Annotated in this window: 13 protein-coding genes; 6 read left to right on the top strand and 7 right to left on the bottom strand. The window is 75.9% G+C overall.

Going from position 1 to position 16,432, the window contains the following annotated elements; translation table 11 throughout:
• Positions 1-22: 22 nt before the first annotated feature.
• From ACERM0_RS21980 to ACERM0_RS21970, 3 genes are all read right to left on the bottom strand, one after another.
• A complete protein-coding gene (locus ACERM0_RS21980) occupies positions 23-835 on the bottom strand; it encodes a YbjN domain-containing protein (protein WP_373680785.1) in 813 nt (270 codons plus the stop codon).
• Positions 836-941: 106 nt separating this feature from the next.
• Positions 942-2,081, bottom strand: a complete 1,140-nt coding sequence (locus tag ACERM0_RS21975; protein WP_373680784.1) for an ArsA family ATPase — start codon at positions 2,079-2,081, stop codon at positions 942-944.
• Entirely contained in the window at positions 2,078-3,163 is a 1,086-nt protein-coding gene (locus ACERM0_RS21970; RefSeq protein ID WP_373680783.1) for an ArsA family ATPase, read from the bottom strand. The genes ACERM0_RS21975 and ACERM0_RS21970 overlap by 4 nt, the downstream gene beginning before the upstream one ends.
• 72 nt (positions 3,164-3,235) lie before the next feature.
• On the opposite strand from ACERM0_RS21970, the gene ACERM0_RS21965 reads away from it, so the two are divergent.
• The 5 genes from ACERM0_RS21965 to ACERM0_RS21945 all read left to right on the top strand — a co-directional run bounded on the left by ACERM0_RS21965 (position 3,236) and on the right by ACERM0_RS21945 (position 6,589).
• On the top strand, positions 3,236-4,624 hold the full coding sequence (locus ACERM0_RS21965) for a nodulation protein NfeD (protein WP_373680782.1): 1,389 nt from the start codon (positions 3,236-3,238) through the stop codon (positions 4,622-4,624).
• Positions 4,625-5,068: 444 nt separating this feature from the next.
• A complete protein-coding gene (locus tag ACERM0_RS21960; RefSeq protein WP_373680781.1) occupies positions 5,069-5,362 on the top strand; it encodes a WhiB family transcriptional regulator in 294 nt (97 codons plus the stop codon).
• Between the two features lie 154 nt (positions 5,363-5,516).
• Positions 5,517-5,654: a hypothetical protein gene (locus ACERM0_RS21955; RefSeq protein WP_373680780.1), complete on the top strand. Its 138-nt coding sequence runs from the start codon at positions 5,517-5,519 to the stop codon at positions 5,652-5,654.
• Positions 5,654-6,124 carry a RidA family protein gene (locus tag ACERM0_RS21950; protein ID WP_373680786.1) on the top strand — a complete coding sequence of 157 codons (471 nt, stop codon included), beginning with the start codon at positions 5,654-5,656 and terminating at the stop codon, positions 6,122-6,124. The genes ACERM0_RS21955 and ACERM0_RS21950 overlap by 1 nt, the downstream gene beginning before the upstream one ends.
• Positions 6,125-6,172: 48 nt before the next feature.
• The gene (locus ACERM0_RS21945) at positions 6,173-6,589 is read left to right on the top strand and encodes a hypothetical protein (RefSeq protein ID WP_373680779.1); all 417 of its coding nucleotides are present in this window, start codon (positions 6,173-6,175) and stop codon (positions 6,587-6,589) included.
• An 18-nt stretch (positions 6,590-6,607) separates the two neighbouring features.
• On the opposite strand, the gene selB is transcribed toward ACERM0_RS21945, so the two are convergent.
• Entirely contained in the window at positions 6,608-8,488 is a 1,881-nt protein-coding gene (selB, locus tag ACERM0_RS21940) for a selenocysteine-specific translation elongation factor (RefSeq protein ID WP_373680778.1), read from the bottom strand.
• Between the two features lie 175 nt (positions 8,489-8,663).
• Positions 8,664-10,034, bottom strand: coding sequence for an L-seryl-tRNA(Sec) selenium transferase (gene selA / locus ACERM0_RS21935; RefSeq protein WP_373680777.1), 1,371 nt, complete (start codon positions 10,032-10,034; stop codon positions 8,664-8,666).
• 250 nt (positions 10,035-10,284) lie between these two features.
• On the opposite strand from selA, the gene ACERM0_RS21930 reads away from it, so the two are divergent.
• Positions 10,285-11,052 carry a hypothetical protein gene (locus ACERM0_RS21930; protein WP_373680776.1) on the top strand — a complete coding sequence of 256 codons (768 nt, stop codon included), beginning with the start codon at positions 10,285-10,287 and terminating at the stop codon, positions 11,050-11,052.
• Between the two features lie 124 nt (positions 11,053-11,176).
• Here the strand turns inward: ACERM0_RS21930 and ACERM0_RS21925 are convergent, their stop codons facing one another.
• Together ACERM0_RS21925 and ACERM0_RS21920 are read right to left on the bottom strand one after the other, a co-directional pair.
• Complete coding sequence (locus ACERM0_RS21925) at positions 11,177-14,311, bottom strand: VWA domain-containing protein (protein ID WP_373680775.1); 3,135 nt, start codon at positions 14,309-14,311, stop codon at positions 11,177-11,179.
• Complete coding sequence (locus ACERM0_RS21920) at positions 14,308-16,407, bottom strand: VWA domain-containing protein (RefSeq protein WP_373680774.1); 2,100 nt, start codon at positions 16,405-16,407, stop codon at positions 14,308-14,310. Before ACERM0_RS21920 ends, ACERM0_RS21925 begins: the two co-directional genes overlap by 4 nt.
• Positions 16,408-16,432: the final 25 nt, after the last annotated feature.

Raw genomic sequence — 16,432 nt, 5'->3', positions numbered from 1 at the left:
CGGCGCGGCTGTGGCGGCGCGCTCAGAGGTAGCCGGAGGCGTTTGGCGGGGCGGCCGCGTCGGCGCGCGGCTCCGGTGGCTCGACGCGGCGCTGCACCTCGTCGGGGGCCTCGGCGAACGTGCGTCCCCCGAAACGGGACTTGATGGCGTCGTCGACCTGCGCCGCGGTGGTCGCCACCGCGGCCACGGCCGACTGCAGTTCCGGGCCGTCCAGCGTGGTGCCGAGCAGCGTGTGCCGCAGCCAGACGGAGCTGTTCTCCCGGTCGTAGCTGAACGAGCCGAAGCCCAGCGTGTGGTTGGTGGTCAGCAGGAAGCTGGCCAGCGGCGGCGTCAGGTCGACGTCGAGGTTGGTGACGCTGAACACGCCCACCTGCGGGCCGATCGGCGACATCCCGACCGTCACGAACACGCGGGCGCCCTCGTGCAGGAAGGTGAAGTTGCCGAACGCGTCCACCTCGTAGCCGCCCAGGATCGCGCGCAGCAGGCCGCCGACGTGGTCACGCAGGTCGTCGGGGTCGACGAACACGCCCGTGCGACGTGGCGGGCGTGGGGGCCGCATGCCGGGGACGACCGCGGCCAGCGCCGCGCTCAGCGGCACCTCCCGTTCGCTGCTGTCGGCGTCGTCGCGGATGTCCTCGCGGCCGCCGCCCGGGCCGTGCACCTCGGGGTCGCCGCCCGGCTCGCCTGGCCCGCCCGGCCCACCGCCGTCCGCCCGGGCGTCGCCGGCGTCGGTCCGTGCCTCGCCGGCGTCACCTTCCGTCCCGCGCGTGGGGTCGGCCCGCTGCTCGTCGTCGGGCACGGGGCCGTCGTCGGGTACGGGGGGCAGGTCGCTCACGAGATCCTCCGACTCGGGTGCGGGCAGTGAGGTCGCGTACGTCGCTGGACGGCCGTCGCCGGCGTCACGCGGGCCGCCGCCGGTGTCACACGGTTCGCCGCCGGCGTCATGCGGTCAGCCGGTCGGCGATGGCGCCCAGCCCCTCCAGATCATGCACGTCGCGGCCGAGCAGCGGTACCTCTACCAGGGCCGGGACCCGGACGCCGTACAACGCCGCCGACACGTCGCGACGTTGCCGGCCGGCGAGGTTGCGGACGTCGCCGAGCAGGTGCAGCGCCCCGGCCACCGCACGTCCCTCGTCGTCGTCGCCCTGCGCCGCCAGGGCGCGCCCCAGCGCGCCGTCCGACGGGTCGCGGGGTACCTCGGGGCGGATGCGGTTGACGACGACGCCGGCGGCGTGAAGGCCCTCCTGCTCGAGCCGTTCGAGGAAGAACTTGGCCTCGCGCAGCGGGGGCGGCTCGGGCGAGGTGACGACGACGAACGCGCTGCTGGGCTGCTGGAGCAGCTCGCGCACCTGTTCGGCGCGTTCCTTGAAGCCCTCGTACATGCCCTCGAAGTTGCGGAAGAAGCTGGCGAGGTCGTCCAGCAGGTCCATGCCCGTGACCCGGCCCGCGACCTTCATGAAGGCGGTGGCGCCGAACCCGACGACCCGGCCGACCCGCTTGCCGGCCGCCATGCCGGGACGCATCAGCAGGCCGAGCAGGCGGCCCTCGAGGAACGAGGTCATCCGCTTGGGGGCGTCGAGGAAGTCCAGCGCCGAGCGTGTCGGCGGGGTGTCGACCACCAGCAGGTCCCACTCGGCGGTCTCGTGCAGCTCGTGCAGCCGCTCCATCGCCATGTACTCCTGCGTGCCCGACAGGGTCGACGACAGGGTGCGGTAGATGCGGTTCTGCTTGATGTTGCGGGCGTGCTCCTGGCTGGTGGCGTGACGGTCGATCAACCGGTCGAACGTGGTCTGCATGTCCAGCATCATCGCCCACAGCTCGCCGTCGTCCGGCTCGGCGCCGTCGAGGTGGACGCGCGAGGGCTCGTCGCCGAGCTCTTCGAGCCCCATCGCCTGCGCCAGCCGACGGGCCGGGTCGATCGTCAGCACCAGCGTGCGGCGTCCGGCGCGTGCCGCGGCCAACCCCAGCGCGGCCGCGCTGGTCGTCTTGCCCACGCCGCCCGAGCCGGTGGTGACCAGGATGTGGGCGCTGGCCAGCGCGCCGGCCAGCGAGTGTCTGCGGGCCTCGTCCAGGTCCGTCACGCCGCGGCCCCTCCGCGCAGGAACGCGTCCAGCGCCTCGCCCATCGACTCGACCGCGTGCGGGCCGTCCTCGCCGACCTGCAGCGCGAGCACGTCGGCCAGGACCTCGAGGTCGGCGGCGTCGAACGTCGCGCGCGTCAGCAGCGGCAGCGAGAGCACCGGGACCTGGCAGCTGTCGCCCAGCTCGGCGCGCAGCTCGGTCTGCAGGTCGACCCGGTCGGCGTGCGTGTGGGCGATGTCCAGCGCCAGCTCGGCGGTGCGGCCCGACATCGTGGCACCGGCCGCCACGGCCCGATCGCGCAGGCCGGCCGCGCCCATCGCGTCCAGCGCGGCGCGGGCCGCAGCGTCCAACCTCGGCGTCCTGACCTGGTTGGCGATCACGGGACCGACCGCGATGCCGGCCTTGCGCAGCGCGCTGATGCCCTCGCCCGCCTCGCGGACCGGCATCTCCTCCAGCAGGGTCGTGATGACCGCCGTGGTGCGCCTGGGGTTGGTCAGCATCTCGCGGATCTGGCCGGCCTGCCGCTTGATCGGCCCGACGCGCACGATCTCCGTCACCCCTTCCGGGGCCTGCAGGAACGGCACGATGCGGCCGGTCGGCGGCGCGTCGACGACGATCAGGTCGTACTGGCGGCGGCCGTCCTCGCGCTTGCGGGCCTCGATCTCGTAGATCTTGCCGACCAGCAGCAGGTCGCGCAGCCCCGGCGCGGCGGTGGTCACGAAGTCCAGCGCGTTCGAGCGCTCCATCACCCACTGGACGCGCTTGAGGCCGTAGAACAACTCGAGGTATTCGTACACGGCCTCGGTCGGGTCGATCGCGGCGCCCCACAGGCCCGGGCGGAACTCGCGCTCGGTGTAGTCCCAGGGTGCCGTGCCGAACGTGCGCGAGAAGCCCTGGCGGCCTTCGACCTCCACCAGCAACGTGCGGCGGCCCGAGGCGCGGCCGGCCAGCGCCAGTGCCGCGGCCACGGTGGTCTTGCCCACGCCACCCTTGCCCGTGACGATCATGACGTTGGAGGTGAACAGCGCGTCGAAGCCGCCCTCGAGCAGCGGTTCGTAGGCCGTGGTGTCCGTCGCGGTCATGGCGTGATCCTAAGCCCGTGGCGCCGCGCCGGCGTCGGTCGCCGTGTCCGTGCGCCGGTACGCTTCCGCGCCATGTCCGTCTCGCTCGCGGCCGTGCGCCGCACCCTCGTCCTGGCCGTGCTCGCCCTGCTGCTCGTTGGGCTCACGGCGACGTTCGCCACCGCACAGACGGAGGGCGCCGACGAGGGGGCCTCCGCGGCCTCGACACGGGTGGAGATCCTGCCCGTTTCGGGCTTCGTCGACCCGCCGGTGGCAGCGCAGATCGAGGACGTCATCGACGTCGCCGAGGCCGACGGCTCGCAGCTGATCGTGCTGCAGGTCGACTCGCGCGGCGGGGTGTCGGTCAACGCCGCCGCCCTGGTGGACCGGATGCGCGCGTCCACCGTGCCGATCGCGGTGCTGGTCGGCCCGCTGGGCGAGGCCGCCGACGCCCAGGGCGCGGCCGCGCTGCTGTGGCTGGGCGCCGACGTGCGCGCCGCGTCCGCCGACGCGCTGGTCGGCCCGATCGAGCCGGTCACCTTCGACGAGCGCGACGACACCCCGCTCGAGCACGACCTGCGCGACGTCATCGAGGCGGCGGGTGGGTCCGCCGACGTCGCCGACCGCCTGCTGACCGAGGGGCTCGACCCTGGCGAGCTGGCCCAGGCGGGACTCCTCGACGTCGAGGCACAGGGGCTCGAGCCGCTGCTGCTGGAGCTGGACGGGGTCGCGCTGCCCGCCGGCGCGGACGGCGGCGAGCAGACGCTGCGGATCCGCGGCGACGAGATCGAGGTCCGTTTCCACAGCCTCGGGCTGGTGCGCCGCCTGCTGCACGCCGCCACGACCGCTCCGTTCATCTACCTGCTGCTCACCATCGGGCTCGGGATGCTGCTCTTCGAGCTGTTCCAGCCGGGGTTCGGTGTCGCCGGCCTCGCGGGTGTGATCACGGCCGGGATCGGCGCGTTCGGGCTGACCGTGCTGCCCGTGGTGTGGTGGGGCGTCGCGCTGGTGGTGCTGGGACTGATCCTCTACGCGGTGGACACGGCCATCGCCGGCTTCGGGCCGGTGACGGTCGCCGCGACGGCCGCGTTCGTGATCGGTTCGCTCAACTTCTACGCCGCCGACGCGCTGACACTGCCGGTGTGGCTGGTGGTCGCGACCGCGCTGACGGCGCTGGTGTTCTTCGTCTTCGTGATGACCACCGTGCTGCGCGCCCAGGCCGGCCCCGAGGGCGTGTCCGTCGAGGACCTCGTCGGGCGGCCCGGCATCGTCCGCTCCGTGCTCAACCCCGAGGGCCACGTCTACATCGACGGGGCCCTCTGGCGGGCGCGCTGGACCGGCGACACCAAGCGCGCGAAGGTCGGCACCCCCGTGCGCGTCCACGGCGTCGAGGGCGCCGTCGTCCTCGTCGAGCCGTTCGCGCCCGAGGCCGACCACGCCGCCACCGCCAACACCGCGGCCCCCAGCGACCCCACCACGTAACCGCCGCCCGGTCGCACCTCCCGGCAACCGTCGCGCTGCCTCGACTCCGTCGCGCTGCCTCGACTCCGTCGCACCTCCCGGCAACCGTCGCGCCTGGATGCCGCCCGGAGGCGGTCAGCCGCGACCGTTGCGCGTTCACGCGACCGGGCGGGCTACCTCGGCTCGGTCGGGCTGCCTCGGTTCGGTCGCGTTGCCTCGGCTCTGTCGCGTCTGTCGGCAACGGTCGCGCCTGGGTGCCGTCCGGGGGCGGTCAGCCGCGACCGTTGCGCGCTCACGCGCCCGGGGGCGCCGAGGGAGATCGCTGACGGTCGGCGGCGGGTCGGGGTCTCCGGGGATCCGGCGGGCGCGCGTTTCGGAGGATTCGTACAAACATGGTCTAGTCAGACCGGATTGGCCGGCCTAGTGTTCCGCCGACCGAGGAGAGCGGAGGGAGCGTTGCACGTCGTGGCATCGACGGTCCGGTTCGTGAGCGAGGCCTGGGAGCAGCAGGCGCGGTGCCGGACCGAGGATCCGGCGCTGTTCTTCGGGCCAGCGGGCTTCGAGAGCAAGCAGGACCGCCAGCACCGCGAGGACGCCGCCAAGGCCGTCTGCGCCGCCTGTCCCGTCCTGGCGCGGTGCCGCGAGCACGCGCTGATGAGCGGCGAGGCGTATGGCGTGTGGGGCGGCCTGGGCGAGATGGACCGCCGCTCGTTGCTCGCGCGACAGGAACCGGCGCTGGCCTCCGTGCGGGCCGGCTGACCACCTCCGCGATCTCCGACCAGCGGCCGCGGTCGGAAACGGGCGGGACCGGCACCCCTCGGGTCGTGTGGTCGGGCGCCGCCTTGCCGGCATGGTGTCGGCTGCGGTAGGAAGCGCCGGACCGCCATCCGACGCCACCAGAAGAGAGGCGCCCGTGACCCGCTGGGAGTACGCCACCGCCCCGCTCATCAGCCATGCCCTGCAGCAGATCCTCAACCAGTGGGGCGACGAGGGCTGGGAGCTGGTCGCCGTCGCCGAGAACGTGGCCTACTTCAAGCGCCCGAAGGACTGATCGTGGGGGCACTCGACCGCCTGTCCGAGCTCGGCCTGGAGCTGCCGTCCGCGCCGGCCCCGGCCGCCGCCTACCAGCCGTGGGCGCAGCTGCCCGACGGCGCCGGCGGGCTGGTGTTCACCGCCGGTCAGCTGCCGGTCGTCGACGGCGTCCTGCCGCGCACCGGGAAGCTGGGCGCGGACCTGGCGACCGACGAGGGCGCCGCGCTCGCCCGGACGGCGGCGCTGAACGTGCTGGCGGTCGCCGCCGCGGCGATCGGCGACCTCGACCGCGTCCGGGTCGTCAAGCTGACGGTGTTCGTGGCCTCGACGCCCGACTTCACCGAGCAGCACCTCGTCGCCAACGGCGCGTCCGAGCTGCTGGCCGACGTCCTCGGCGACGCGGGTGTGCACGCCCGTTCGGCGGTAGGGGTCCCCGTGCTGCCGCTGGACAGCCCCGTAGAAGTAGAGGCCATCCTGACGGCGCGCTGACCTCGAAACCGGGGCACGTCCGCGCGCCCCGACGTGACGAGGTCGCCCATGCCACGCCAGCCCGATCCGGACCACGCCCGTCCCGACGGCGTCGACGACACGACCGTCGAGGCCACCGGCAAGATCGGTGAGGCCTTCGAGTGGATCGTGCGTGCCCGCGGCGCGCTGTACACGTTCCACCAGGAGATGGGTCGGGCCGACCTGCTGCTCGGCCAGGGCATCGACAAGCTCCGCGAGGCGGGCCACGACGAGCTCGCGGACGAGCTGACCGAGACCTGGCTGGGCCGCAACGCGATCGAGGACCGCTGGACGTTCGAGATCGTCGAGGACTTCGACCGCACCTACTTCGACGTCGCGACCGCCGGGGAACGGCGGGTCCGCGAGGAGCTCGTCGAGGGCCGCCACCACGTCCACGAGGCGGAGATGAAGGCCGCGCGACGCCAGGACGGTCCCACCGGCGACTGACGCCGAGCGCGCAGCCGGTCAGTCATCCGCGGTGGTGCCGGCGACGTCCTCGGCGGCGAGCGCCCGGCCCTTCGCGGTCAGCTGCCGCAACCGACCGTCGAAGACCGTGATGCCGGCCGCGTCGAGGTGCTCGAGCAGCGGGATCGCGTAACGACGGGTCGTCGCCCAGGCGGTCTTGGCCTGCGCCGCCGTGAACGGCCCCACCTCGTCCTCCAGCGTGGCGAGCCGCGCGACCCCCCGCCGCACCGCCGTGCGCGCGAAGGCGACGTCGCCGGTGCGCACGATCTCGCCCCGGTTGACCAGCGCGGTGAGCAGGCGGTGGTCGACGCCGTAGCGGGCGGCCAGGACGTCGAGGTGCTCGGGAGCGAACGGGTCGGCGGCCAGGTCGGCCAGCAGCGCGCCGGCACGGCCGGACACCGCGGCCGAGGCGGCGCTGGCGTGTTCGGCCAGCGCCAGCCCGCCGCCGGCCCGCACGAGACGCCCCCCGCGGGTGAGCGCCTCGACCAGGGCTTCGGCGACCTCGGTGGGCGCTCCGGCGCGCACGGCGGTGGCGACGACGGTCGCCCGTTCGTGCGTGCCGGGCCCCAGCGACGCGGTCAGGCCGCGCGCCCAGTCCTCGGCGCGCCCCTTGGCCACCAGACGGTCGCCGACCCGCACGACGCCGGCTGGCAGCGGCGCGTCCGCCGGGGCCCCGACGGCGGCCAGCGCGTCACCGACCGGCCGGTGGGCGGCGCCGGGCACCTCCAGCAGGGCCACCAGGCGTCGCTCTGCCGTGGCGGCGGCGACGACCGTCTGCAGTGCCTGGACGAGCTCGGTTCGCGCGCGCGTGCCGCGGGGCCGGCGCCCGGGCAGCGGGTCGGCGACGACCCCGCCGCCGACGGTCGCGCGGCGACCGGCCTCTCGCAGGACCACGCGGTCGCCGGCGACCAGCGGCAGTTCGGCCTGCAGCAGCAGCCGGACCGCCCCGGAGGACGGGCCCTCGACGGCCCCGTCCAGCGGCAGGACGCGACAGCCGACGGCGGCCGTGCCGGCGTGGAGCGTCCAGGCACCGGCACGGTCGATCCGGTGCCCGGGCAGTGCCCGGACCCAGACGTCGACCAGCGTCGTCGTACGCCACGGGCCGGCCGCGACCAGGGCGTCGCCGCGCTGCACCTCGGTGTGTGCCACCCCCGCGAGGTCCAGCGCGACCCGCATACCCGCGACGGCGGTCTCGACCGGCGCCCCCAACGCCTGCAGACCGCGGGCGCGGACCCGGCGGTCGGCGGGCAGCAGGGTGAGCTCGTCGCCGGTCGTCAGTGCGCCACCGGTCAGCGTCCCGGTGACGACGGTGCCGACCCCGGTCGGTGCGAACGACCGGTCGACCCACAGCCGTGGCCGGCCGCCGCTCGCCGGTGCCGGCAGCGCGGCCACGCCGGCCGCCAGGACCCGGCGCAGGTCGCCCAGCCCGCGTCCGCTCCGCGCGTCCGTGCACACGACCGGCGCGCCAGCCAGGGCGGTGTCGGCGAGGCGGGCCGCGAGGTCGTCAACGACCTCCTGCACCCGCGCCTCGGGCACCGTGTCGCACTTGGTCACGGCGACGGCCACGGCCGGGACGTCGAGCAGGTCCAGCACGTCACGGTGCTCGGACGACTGCGCCGACCAGCCGTCGTCAGCCGCGACGACGAACAGCACGGCCGGCGCCGTCCCGGCTCCGGCCAGCATCGTCCGGACCAGCCGCTCGTGGCCCGGCACGTCCACGAACGCGACCCGCCCCCCGCCCGCATCGGCGAGGTCGGTCCACGCGTATCCCAGCTCGATCGTCAGGCCGCGGCGGCGCTCCTCCTCGAGGCGGTCGGGCTCCATGCCGGTGAGCGCGCGGACCAGCGTCGACTTGCCGTGGTCGACGTGCCCTGCCGTCACGATCGTCCGGTGTATGGCACTACTCCCCATGTGCCACGAGCGTCCCCGACATCGGGCGTTCGGTCACCGGCACCCCGCCGGATGGCTCCGCCGCGCGCCTCCCGCCATCTGACACGGCGTCATCCTTCCCGCGACCCGAGCACGGCGTCATCCTTCCCGCGACCCGAGCACGGCGTCATCCTTCCCGCGACCCGAGCACGGCGTCGACCACCTCGCCGTCCAGCGAGGGTGGGACGGTGCGCAGGTCGAGCAGCACGTGGTCGTCCTCGACGCGGGCGACCACCGGCAGCTCGCCCTGGCGCAGCCGCCGCGCGAGCCCGTCGGGGTCGTCGGTACCCAGGGCCACCGCCCAGGACGGCAGCGTGACCCCTGGCGACGCGCCGCCGCCGACCAGCCCCTCGGTGGCGACCACCTCGGCGCCCTCGCCCAACTCGGCCGTCATCCACCGGGCCCGCTCGTGCAGTGCGTCGACGTCGGCGTGCAGCATCGCGATGGTCGGCAGGTCCATCGGCAGGTCGTCGCGCAGGTGCGACTCCAGCGTCGCCTCCAACGCCGCGCGCTGCAGCTTGTCGAGCCGCACGGCCCGGGCCAGCGGATGCTGGTTGCAGCGCAGCAGCAGATCGGTGCGCCCGACGATCAGGCCGGCCTGCGGGCCGCCGAGCAGCTTGTCGCCGGAGAAGACCGTCAGGTCCGCGCCGGCCCGCACGGACGCCTCCACCGTGGGCTCGCCGGCCAGCGGGCCCACGGGCGCCGCGCGTGGCAGACCCGAGCCGAGGTCGTGCACCACCGGCACCCCCTGTGCGCGGCCGAGCTCGGCCAGCGCCGCGACCGGGACCTCCTCGGTGAAGCCGACCACGTCGTAGTTGGACCGGTGCACCTTCAGCAGCAGGGCGGTGTCGTCGGTGATCGCCTTGCGGTAGTCCGACAGTCGTGTGCGGTTGGTCGTGCCCACTTCGACGAGCTTCGCGCCCGAGGCGGCCATCACGTCGGGCAGGCGGTAGGAGCCGCCGATCTCGATGAGCTCGCCGCGGCTGACGATCACCTCGCGACCGTTGGCGAGCGCGGCCAGCACCAGCAGCAGCGCGGCGGCGCCGTTGTTGACGGCGGTGGCGCTCTCCGTGCCGCACAGTTCGGCCGCCAGCGCACCGACGTGCCGGGTGCGCGAGCCGCGGGTGCCGCGCTGGAGGTCGTACTCCAGGGTCGTGTAGCCGGCCGCGTCGGCGACCGCGGCGCGGGCGGCGGCCGACAGGGGCGCGCGGCCGAGGTTGGTGTGCAGCACCACACCGGTGGCGTTGACCACCCGGGTGAGCCGTCCCGCACGGCGGTCGTGGAGCGCCTCGTCGGCGGCCGTCAGCAGCTCCTCGGCGCGCGGGACGATGCCGCCCCGGTCGCGGACGCGTTGGCGCACCTCCTCGAGCTCGGCCCGCAGCGCCGCGGTGAACGCCCGGCGCCCGTGGGTCGCGATCGGCTCCTCGGCGGCGGGATGCCGCAGCAGCGCGTCGACCTGGGGGAGGCGTGACAGCGCGACCCCGAGCTCCTGTCGCATCTCGCACCTCTCGCGCGCACCACTGGTCGTGGCGCACAGCCAATCACACCGTTCGGCGGCGGCTGCGGCCCTTCCTCGCGCGGGCCCCGTCCTTCGGCCCGGTCGGGCGTCGCCGGCTCGCGTCGGAGGGGGCATGATGGGAGCCCGATTCGGCATACCGTCCAGAATCGCTTCGTTGGCGCCCATGCAGCGGCGCCGTGTCCCGGCCCCTCGCGTTCGTCGGCCGGGCATCCCGCCCGAAAGGTTCGTCGTGGGTTCGTCGTCGCCATCACGCGCCGCTGCCACCGCACGCGCTGACGGCGCCGTCGCGGCCGACGTCACGCTGGTGACGACCGCGGCCCAGGACACCGCCGCGATGCTCCCCGAGGCCATCACCGCGCTGGCCGCCGGCCTGCTGGCGGGTGAGGACGTCGGCCCGCGCACCCGCGCCGACCTGGCCGAGGCACGCGCCCGCCACCGCGAGGTGCAGGCGGTCACGCGCGCCGTCGTCGCCGCCGGGACCCCCGGCGCGCCGACGCGCGTGCAGGCGTTGGCGCAGGAGCGGCTGGGCGAGTTGGCCGTGCGCTGCCTCCACCTGCTGCGTCGGGCAGCCCAGGCCGCCGCCGACGCCGACGTGACCGCCTGGAACGCCGAGGTACGGGCAGCGCTCACGGACCTGGCGAGCATCGCCGCCAGCGCGCACCGGCTGGCCGCGCCCGCCGACGGCCAGGGTCGCGAGACGCTGGCGCGGCTGGTGGACCTGCGGCGCAGCGCCGCCCGGACCCGCAGCCGGCTGATCGAGGCCGCCGAAGCCGCGCCGGCACGCCGCGGCGGGAACACCCGCGGTGCGGGAGGCCCGTCCGGACCGGACCCGCAGATCGAGGCGCTGCGGTCGCTGGCCCGCTACCTCGAGCGTGTGGCCGACCTCGCCGTCAGCATCGCCTGCGAGCACCGCAACGCGGCGGGGCGCCCCTCGGCGGAGCGTCGCCGGAGCGTGCGGGCTCCTCGCCCCCCTCGCGCGCCGCGCACCGCGGTCTGACCCGCGCCGCGCCGAACCCGCCGCCCTGCACCACGGCCCGTCCCGCCGGACCCGACGTCGCGACGAAACTGCGGAGCCAGCGAGGCCAGAAACTCCCGGTGTCGCTCCGCAGTTGACGCGGAACTCAGGTCGCCTCGCCGTCGGTGTCGCCACCGCGTGCGCGACGGCGCGCCTCCAGCAGTCGTGAGGCACCGCCCGCGCCGCCGGCCGGGCCGTCGTCCTTGCGCGCGACCGGTGGGGGTGGCGGGCCGTCCGGGTCCCGTGCCGGCGGCCGCGCCTGGGGCCGGTCCGGCGTGGCCGGCGCGGTCGGCGGCGCACCTTCCGGCGTGCCCGTCGCGGTCGGCCGTGGAGCGTCCGGCGTGCCCGTCGAGGTCGGCGGGAGACCGTCCGGCGTGGTCGTCGAGGTTCGCGGCGGACCGCCCGGCGCGGCCCACACCGGCGGCGGCGTGGCTTCCGCGGCGCGGGCGGCGGCCCGCGAGCCGGCCAGCGCCGTCGCGCCGCTGGCGGCGGCCGGCCGCGCCGCCGGTGTCCGCCGGCGCAGCAGCTGCCGCAGGTCACCGCGCTCCAGCCGCAGGCGACGCAGCCCGACGTCGACGGGCAGCGTCAGCAGCGCCAACAGCAGCAGCGGCCCGGTCAGGTCGCGTGGGGTACTGCCCGGCGTCGTGCCCTCGCGCGTGAACGCCAGCGCCGGGTCCGGGTCGAACCGGCCGAGGTCGCCGACCAGGGCCTGGGCCGCTTCGCGGCTGCCGGTGCTGGCGGCGTACTCGGCCGGGTAGGAGCGCACCGCCGTGACGGTGCGCCGGGCCACCTCGGTGCCGCCGCGTTCGAGCAGGATCGTCACCGCGTGGACGCCGTTGCCGCCGGCCGGCACGGTCGCCTCGAACGCGTCCAGGTCGCTGCGCGTCAGCGGTACCTCGCGGCGGCTGCCGTCGGGATCGACCACGATCGCGGTCGCGGTGACGTCGCCAGGGAGTGCCTCGGCGCTGGTGAGCCCGAGCTCGAGCCCGTCGCTGGTGACGTCGGCACGGACGTCGACCGCGCCGCCCTCGTCGGCCGGCAGGGTGGAGCGCACCAGCGCGCCCCACAGGTCCCGGGCACCGTCCCAGCCGCTCCAGGGCGCGGACCAGCGGGTCGTCGCGTCCGAGGTCCAGGCGGCGACGGTGCCGAGGCCCGCCTGCCAGGTGGCCAGCAGCGGGTCGCGCTCGTCGCCGATGCGCAGCAGCGTCCGGGCGGTCGGCTTGGCGGTCGTGGCCACGTACCCGAGCAGCGGCGGCGACTCGGTCAGCGGGGCGGTGACCTCGTCGACGGCGGTCACGATGGGGGTGAAGCGGCCCTCCTCGATGAGCGGCCTCGACACCATCTGCACCTCGCTGGCCAGCACGGACGGGATCGAGGACAGGTCGCGGCCCGGGTAGAACCGTCCGCCGCCGACCTCGGCCATGCGCTCCAGCACGTCGTCGGTGCCCTCGCCGGTGCCGACCACGGACACCGTGATGCCCTGCTCGGCGGCCTCGGCGGCGATGTCCTCCAGCCCCGACTCGCTGGTGAACCCGTCCGTGAACAGCACGATGTGCCGCAGCCGGGCGTCGGCGTCCTTGAGCCCGGCGATCGCCTCCTCCAGGGCCTGCCCGATGGAGGTGTCGCCGTTGGGGAACAGGCTGCCGAGCGCGTCGTCGACGATGGCCTGGTCGGGCAGCTGCTGCAGCGGCAGGACCCACTCGGCCTCGGTGTGGAAGGCCAGCACGCCGACGGTGTCCTGCGCGTCGAGGTTCTCGATGGCGCGCGCGACGGCCTCGCGGGAGATGTCGGTCTTGTTCGGGCCGCCCTCCTCGGCGACCGGGCCGCCACCGAACCCGTCGGGACGGCAGTGGCAGGCGCCCATCGACCCGGACACGTCCACGACGAGGGCCTGCGCCACGGACGGTCGCCGCTGCGGGTCCTGGATGCGGGCGAACACCGGCAGCAGCTCCTCGAGCCGGGTGCCGTCGTAGCCGCCGACGCCGTAGGACTGCTCGCCGCCGACGACCACCAGCCCACGACCGGCGTCACGGACGTAGGCGTCCAGCGCCACGGCGCCCGGTTCGCCGATCTCGTCGGCGTGGACGTCGACGAGGATCGTGGCGTCGTGGCCCAGCAGCCGGTCCAGCGGCGGGAACCCGGCGTCGACCGGGTGGCGCGTCACCGGCAGCCCGCCGGCCTCCAGCAGCCGCACGAGCTCGTCCGCGTCGTGGCCGCCGCCCTCACCACCGGCGGAGCCGTCGACGACCAGCACGCTGGCCGGGCCCTCGACCTGCACCGCGGCGACGCCGAGGTCGTTGCGCGGCTCGATCGAGGCGGCCGACTCCAGCCGCGCCTCGTAGCGGATGGCGCCGCCCCTTGCCGTCCCATCGCCGTTGCCGGCCTCGCCGCCGTCCCCACCGCCGGCCGCCTCGCTGCCGCCCGCGTCGCCGCCGGTCTCGTCGGTGCGTTCGGCCGTGCGCGGGACGCGGAGCTCGCTGCGGCCGGGCGGCAGCTCGACCGCCTCGCGGTGGATCTCCTCGCCGTCGGCGCTGACCACGACCGTGGCGCCCGCCGGGGCCGTCCCGGTGTTGGTCATCACGACCGTGACGTCGTAGGCGTCGCCCTGGCGGACCCGCGACGGCACGCGCACGCCCTCGATCAGCACGTCGGCGATGCCGCCGTCGCTCCCCAGCGGCACGACGTCGACGGGGATGCCGGCGTCCTCGAGCTCGCGGATCGCCTGCGCCGCGTCGCCGCGGGTGGCGAAGCCGTCGGTGAGGAGCACGACCCGCCGCCGCTGCTCGGAGCCGGCCAGTCCCTGCGCGAGCCGCAGGCCGCGGGCCAGGTCGGTCTCCGAGCCGTCGACGCGCACGGTGAGGGCCCCGCCCGTGGCCTGTTCGCGCAGGCCGTGCTCGACCTGGGCGTCGCGCCCGACCGCCGCGACGGCGAGGCGGTCGCCGCGCTGCTGGCCGACCGTGGCCGCCGAGATCCAGGCCTGGGCCTCGGCGCGCGCCGCCAGGGTGGAGTCGGAGGCGTCCACGACCACGACCAGGTCGACGGCCCGCCCGGCGGCGTCCCAGCGCGGGCCGGCCAGCGCCAGCACCAGCAGGCCCACCGCCAGCGCCCGCAACGCGGTCGCGCGACGCAGCGCGCGGTCCCGGTCGCCGGCGTGCCGCCAGCCGAGCCACAGCACGAGCGGGACCACCGCCAGCGCGGCCAGCCAGGCGGGGGTGTCGAGGTGCAGCGGCCACCAGCTCACGACGGCACCTTCGTCCGCGGCGGCGTCCCCGGTGGCGACCCGGCCCCCGGTGGCGCGCCCGGCGGCGGACCAGCGGAGGGCGGACCAGCGGGCGGCGGCCCTGACGGCGGCCCCCACGCCGGCCCGGCCGGCGGGTTCGCGGACGGCGGCTTGGCAGGCGGCCGTCCGGCACGCCGAACGCCCCCGGCGGCGCCGCCCAGCGCGCGGCGCACCTTCGCCAGCCGGCCCTCGCGCTGGCGCGCCCACCACTGGCGGCCGCCGTGGCTCCACAGCCACTCGAGCAGCAGCAGCACCAGCGCGCCCAGCACCAGCGGCCAGATCAGCGACTGCACGCCCTCGCCCATCTCCGGGCGGGCCCCCGCCGCCGGCGAGCCCGGTTCGGGTCGCGGCTTCGACAGGTCGCCCTCGTCCAGCGCCGAGGTGACCGGCAGCACCAGCCCTTCGGCGGCCTCGCCCTCGGCGCCGCGGAACGTCACCTGCCAGGTGCCGACGGTGTCGACCAACAGCGCCGGCGCGGCCGGATCGATCCGCACCTCCTCGCCGTTCGGTGAGGTCGCGACGATGCTGGTGGTCCCGGCCGGGGACGGCAACGCCACCATCGACCCGGCCGGCACGGCCCCGCTGCCGGCCGCCCCGCCGGTCAGCCAGCGGGTCGTGTTCGCGACCAGCAACGGCCACGCGGGGCGCAGCGGCAGGTCGGAGGCCAGCAGGTCGAACGGGATCGCGACCGCGGGCGCGTCACCGACACGGCCGGCGAACAGCAGGCCCGCGTCCGGCGAGGACGCGAGCGCCGTCAGCTGCGGCGCGGCCAGCACCTCGGTGGCGGCGACGGCCAGCCCGGTCAGGTCCACGTCGGTCAGCAGCGGGTGGTCGGTCGCCTGGTGGGTCAACGCCGGCAGGTCGGCGGTGCCGTCCACCATGACGCCCTCGGGCCACGAGGTGGGCGCCACCAGCAGGGTCGGCACGGTCAGCTGCTCCGGGGCCGCGACCCGGTCGACGACCAGCACGTCGACCGCGGTCAGCTCCTCCGGCACCCGCGGGGCCGTCTCCACCACCAGGCCGGGCACCGACGCGAGCGCGGCCTGCAGGAACGTGTTGCCCGGTCCGGCCAGCAGCACCTGCAGGTCACGGCTCTCCGAGAGCACGGTCGTCGCCACGTCGTCGAACGGCAGCGCGTCGGGGACCTCGCCGGTCACGTCCTCACGCAGCGACAGCCGCGCGGTCAGCCGCGCCCCGTCGTCGCCGGCGACGCCGGGCACGGTCACGACCACGTCCTCGGTCGCCCGCGGTGCCAGCCGCAGGGACTGTTCCAGCACCGGCACGTCGTCGACCGACAGCACCAGCCGGCCGCTGGCGGCGGTGCCGGAGAACGAGCGGACCTGCGTCAGGACCTGGTGCTCGCCGCTGCCCAGCGGTGCCGAGGTGATCCGGGTGATCGCCACGTTGGGCCGGTCGCTGCCGACCGCGGTGACGGTCAGCCCCGCCGGGGCGGCGGCCGCGGCGTCGCCGGGCACCATCGCGTCGGTGAGCAGGTGCACGACGGTGCGCTGCCCGGGCCGCTGCAGCGAGGTGGCCAGCGTGAACGCGTCGGCCAGGTCGGCGGGCGCGTGGCGCGGCGCGATGCGTGCCAGCGTGCGCGCCACCTCGCGGGCGTCGGTGGAACCCGACAGCGCGATCCGGGCCCGCGGGCCGGCGTCGATGATCGACACCTCCTGCCCGGGACCCAACGACGAGGTGAGCTCCTCGGCCGTGCGACGCGCCAGTTCGGCGCGGGTCACGCCGCCCTCGTCGGCCAGCATTGACCCGGAGCCGTCCATCACCAGGATGGTGTGGTCGCCCAGCGCCACCGGGACCGGCACGGCCGGCCGCGCCAGCGCGAACGCCAGCGCCAGCAGGGCCAGCAGCACCAGCCAGAACGTCGCGTCCCCGCGGAAGCGCTGCCACGGGGTCGCGGCGGTGGCCGGACGCTGCACCGCCCGCCACAGGTACGTCGAGCCGACGACGACCCGCCGCCGGCGCGGCCGCAGCAGGTACCACAGCACCAGCGGGACCGCGGCGACGGCCGCGACCAGCCCGAGCGGCGCCAGCAACCTCACGGCGTCACCCCACCCCGTGTGTGCG

The sequence above is a fragment of the Egicoccus sp. AB-alg2 genome (genome assembly GCF_041821065.1).
Lineage (GTDB): Bacteria > Actinomycetota > Nitriliruptoria > Nitriliruptorales > Nitriliruptoraceae > Egicoccus.
The sequence above is the reverse complement of the archived record's forward strand: the minus strand, read 5'-3'. Positions and strand labels throughout refer to the sequence as shown.

Excerpts from the sequence above, each read along its gene's own strand:
- ACERM0_RS21965 (WP_373680782.1), top strand. The coding sequence starts at position 3,236 with ATGTCCGTCTCGCTCGCGGCCGTGCGCCGCACCCTCGTCCTGGCCGTG.
- selA (WP_373680777.1), bottom strand. The coding sequence starts at position 10,034 with ATGCGACAGGAGCTCGGGGTCGCGCTGTCACGCCTCCCCCAGGTCGAC.
- ACERM0_RS21945 (WP_373680779.1), top strand. The coding sequence starts at position 6,173 with ATGCCACGCCAGCCCGATCCGGACCACGCCCGTCCCGACGGCGTCGAC.
- ACERM0_RS21970 (WP_373680783.1), bottom strand. The coding sequence starts at position 3,163 with ATGACCGCGACGGACACCACGGCCTACGAACCGCTGCTCGAGGGCGGC.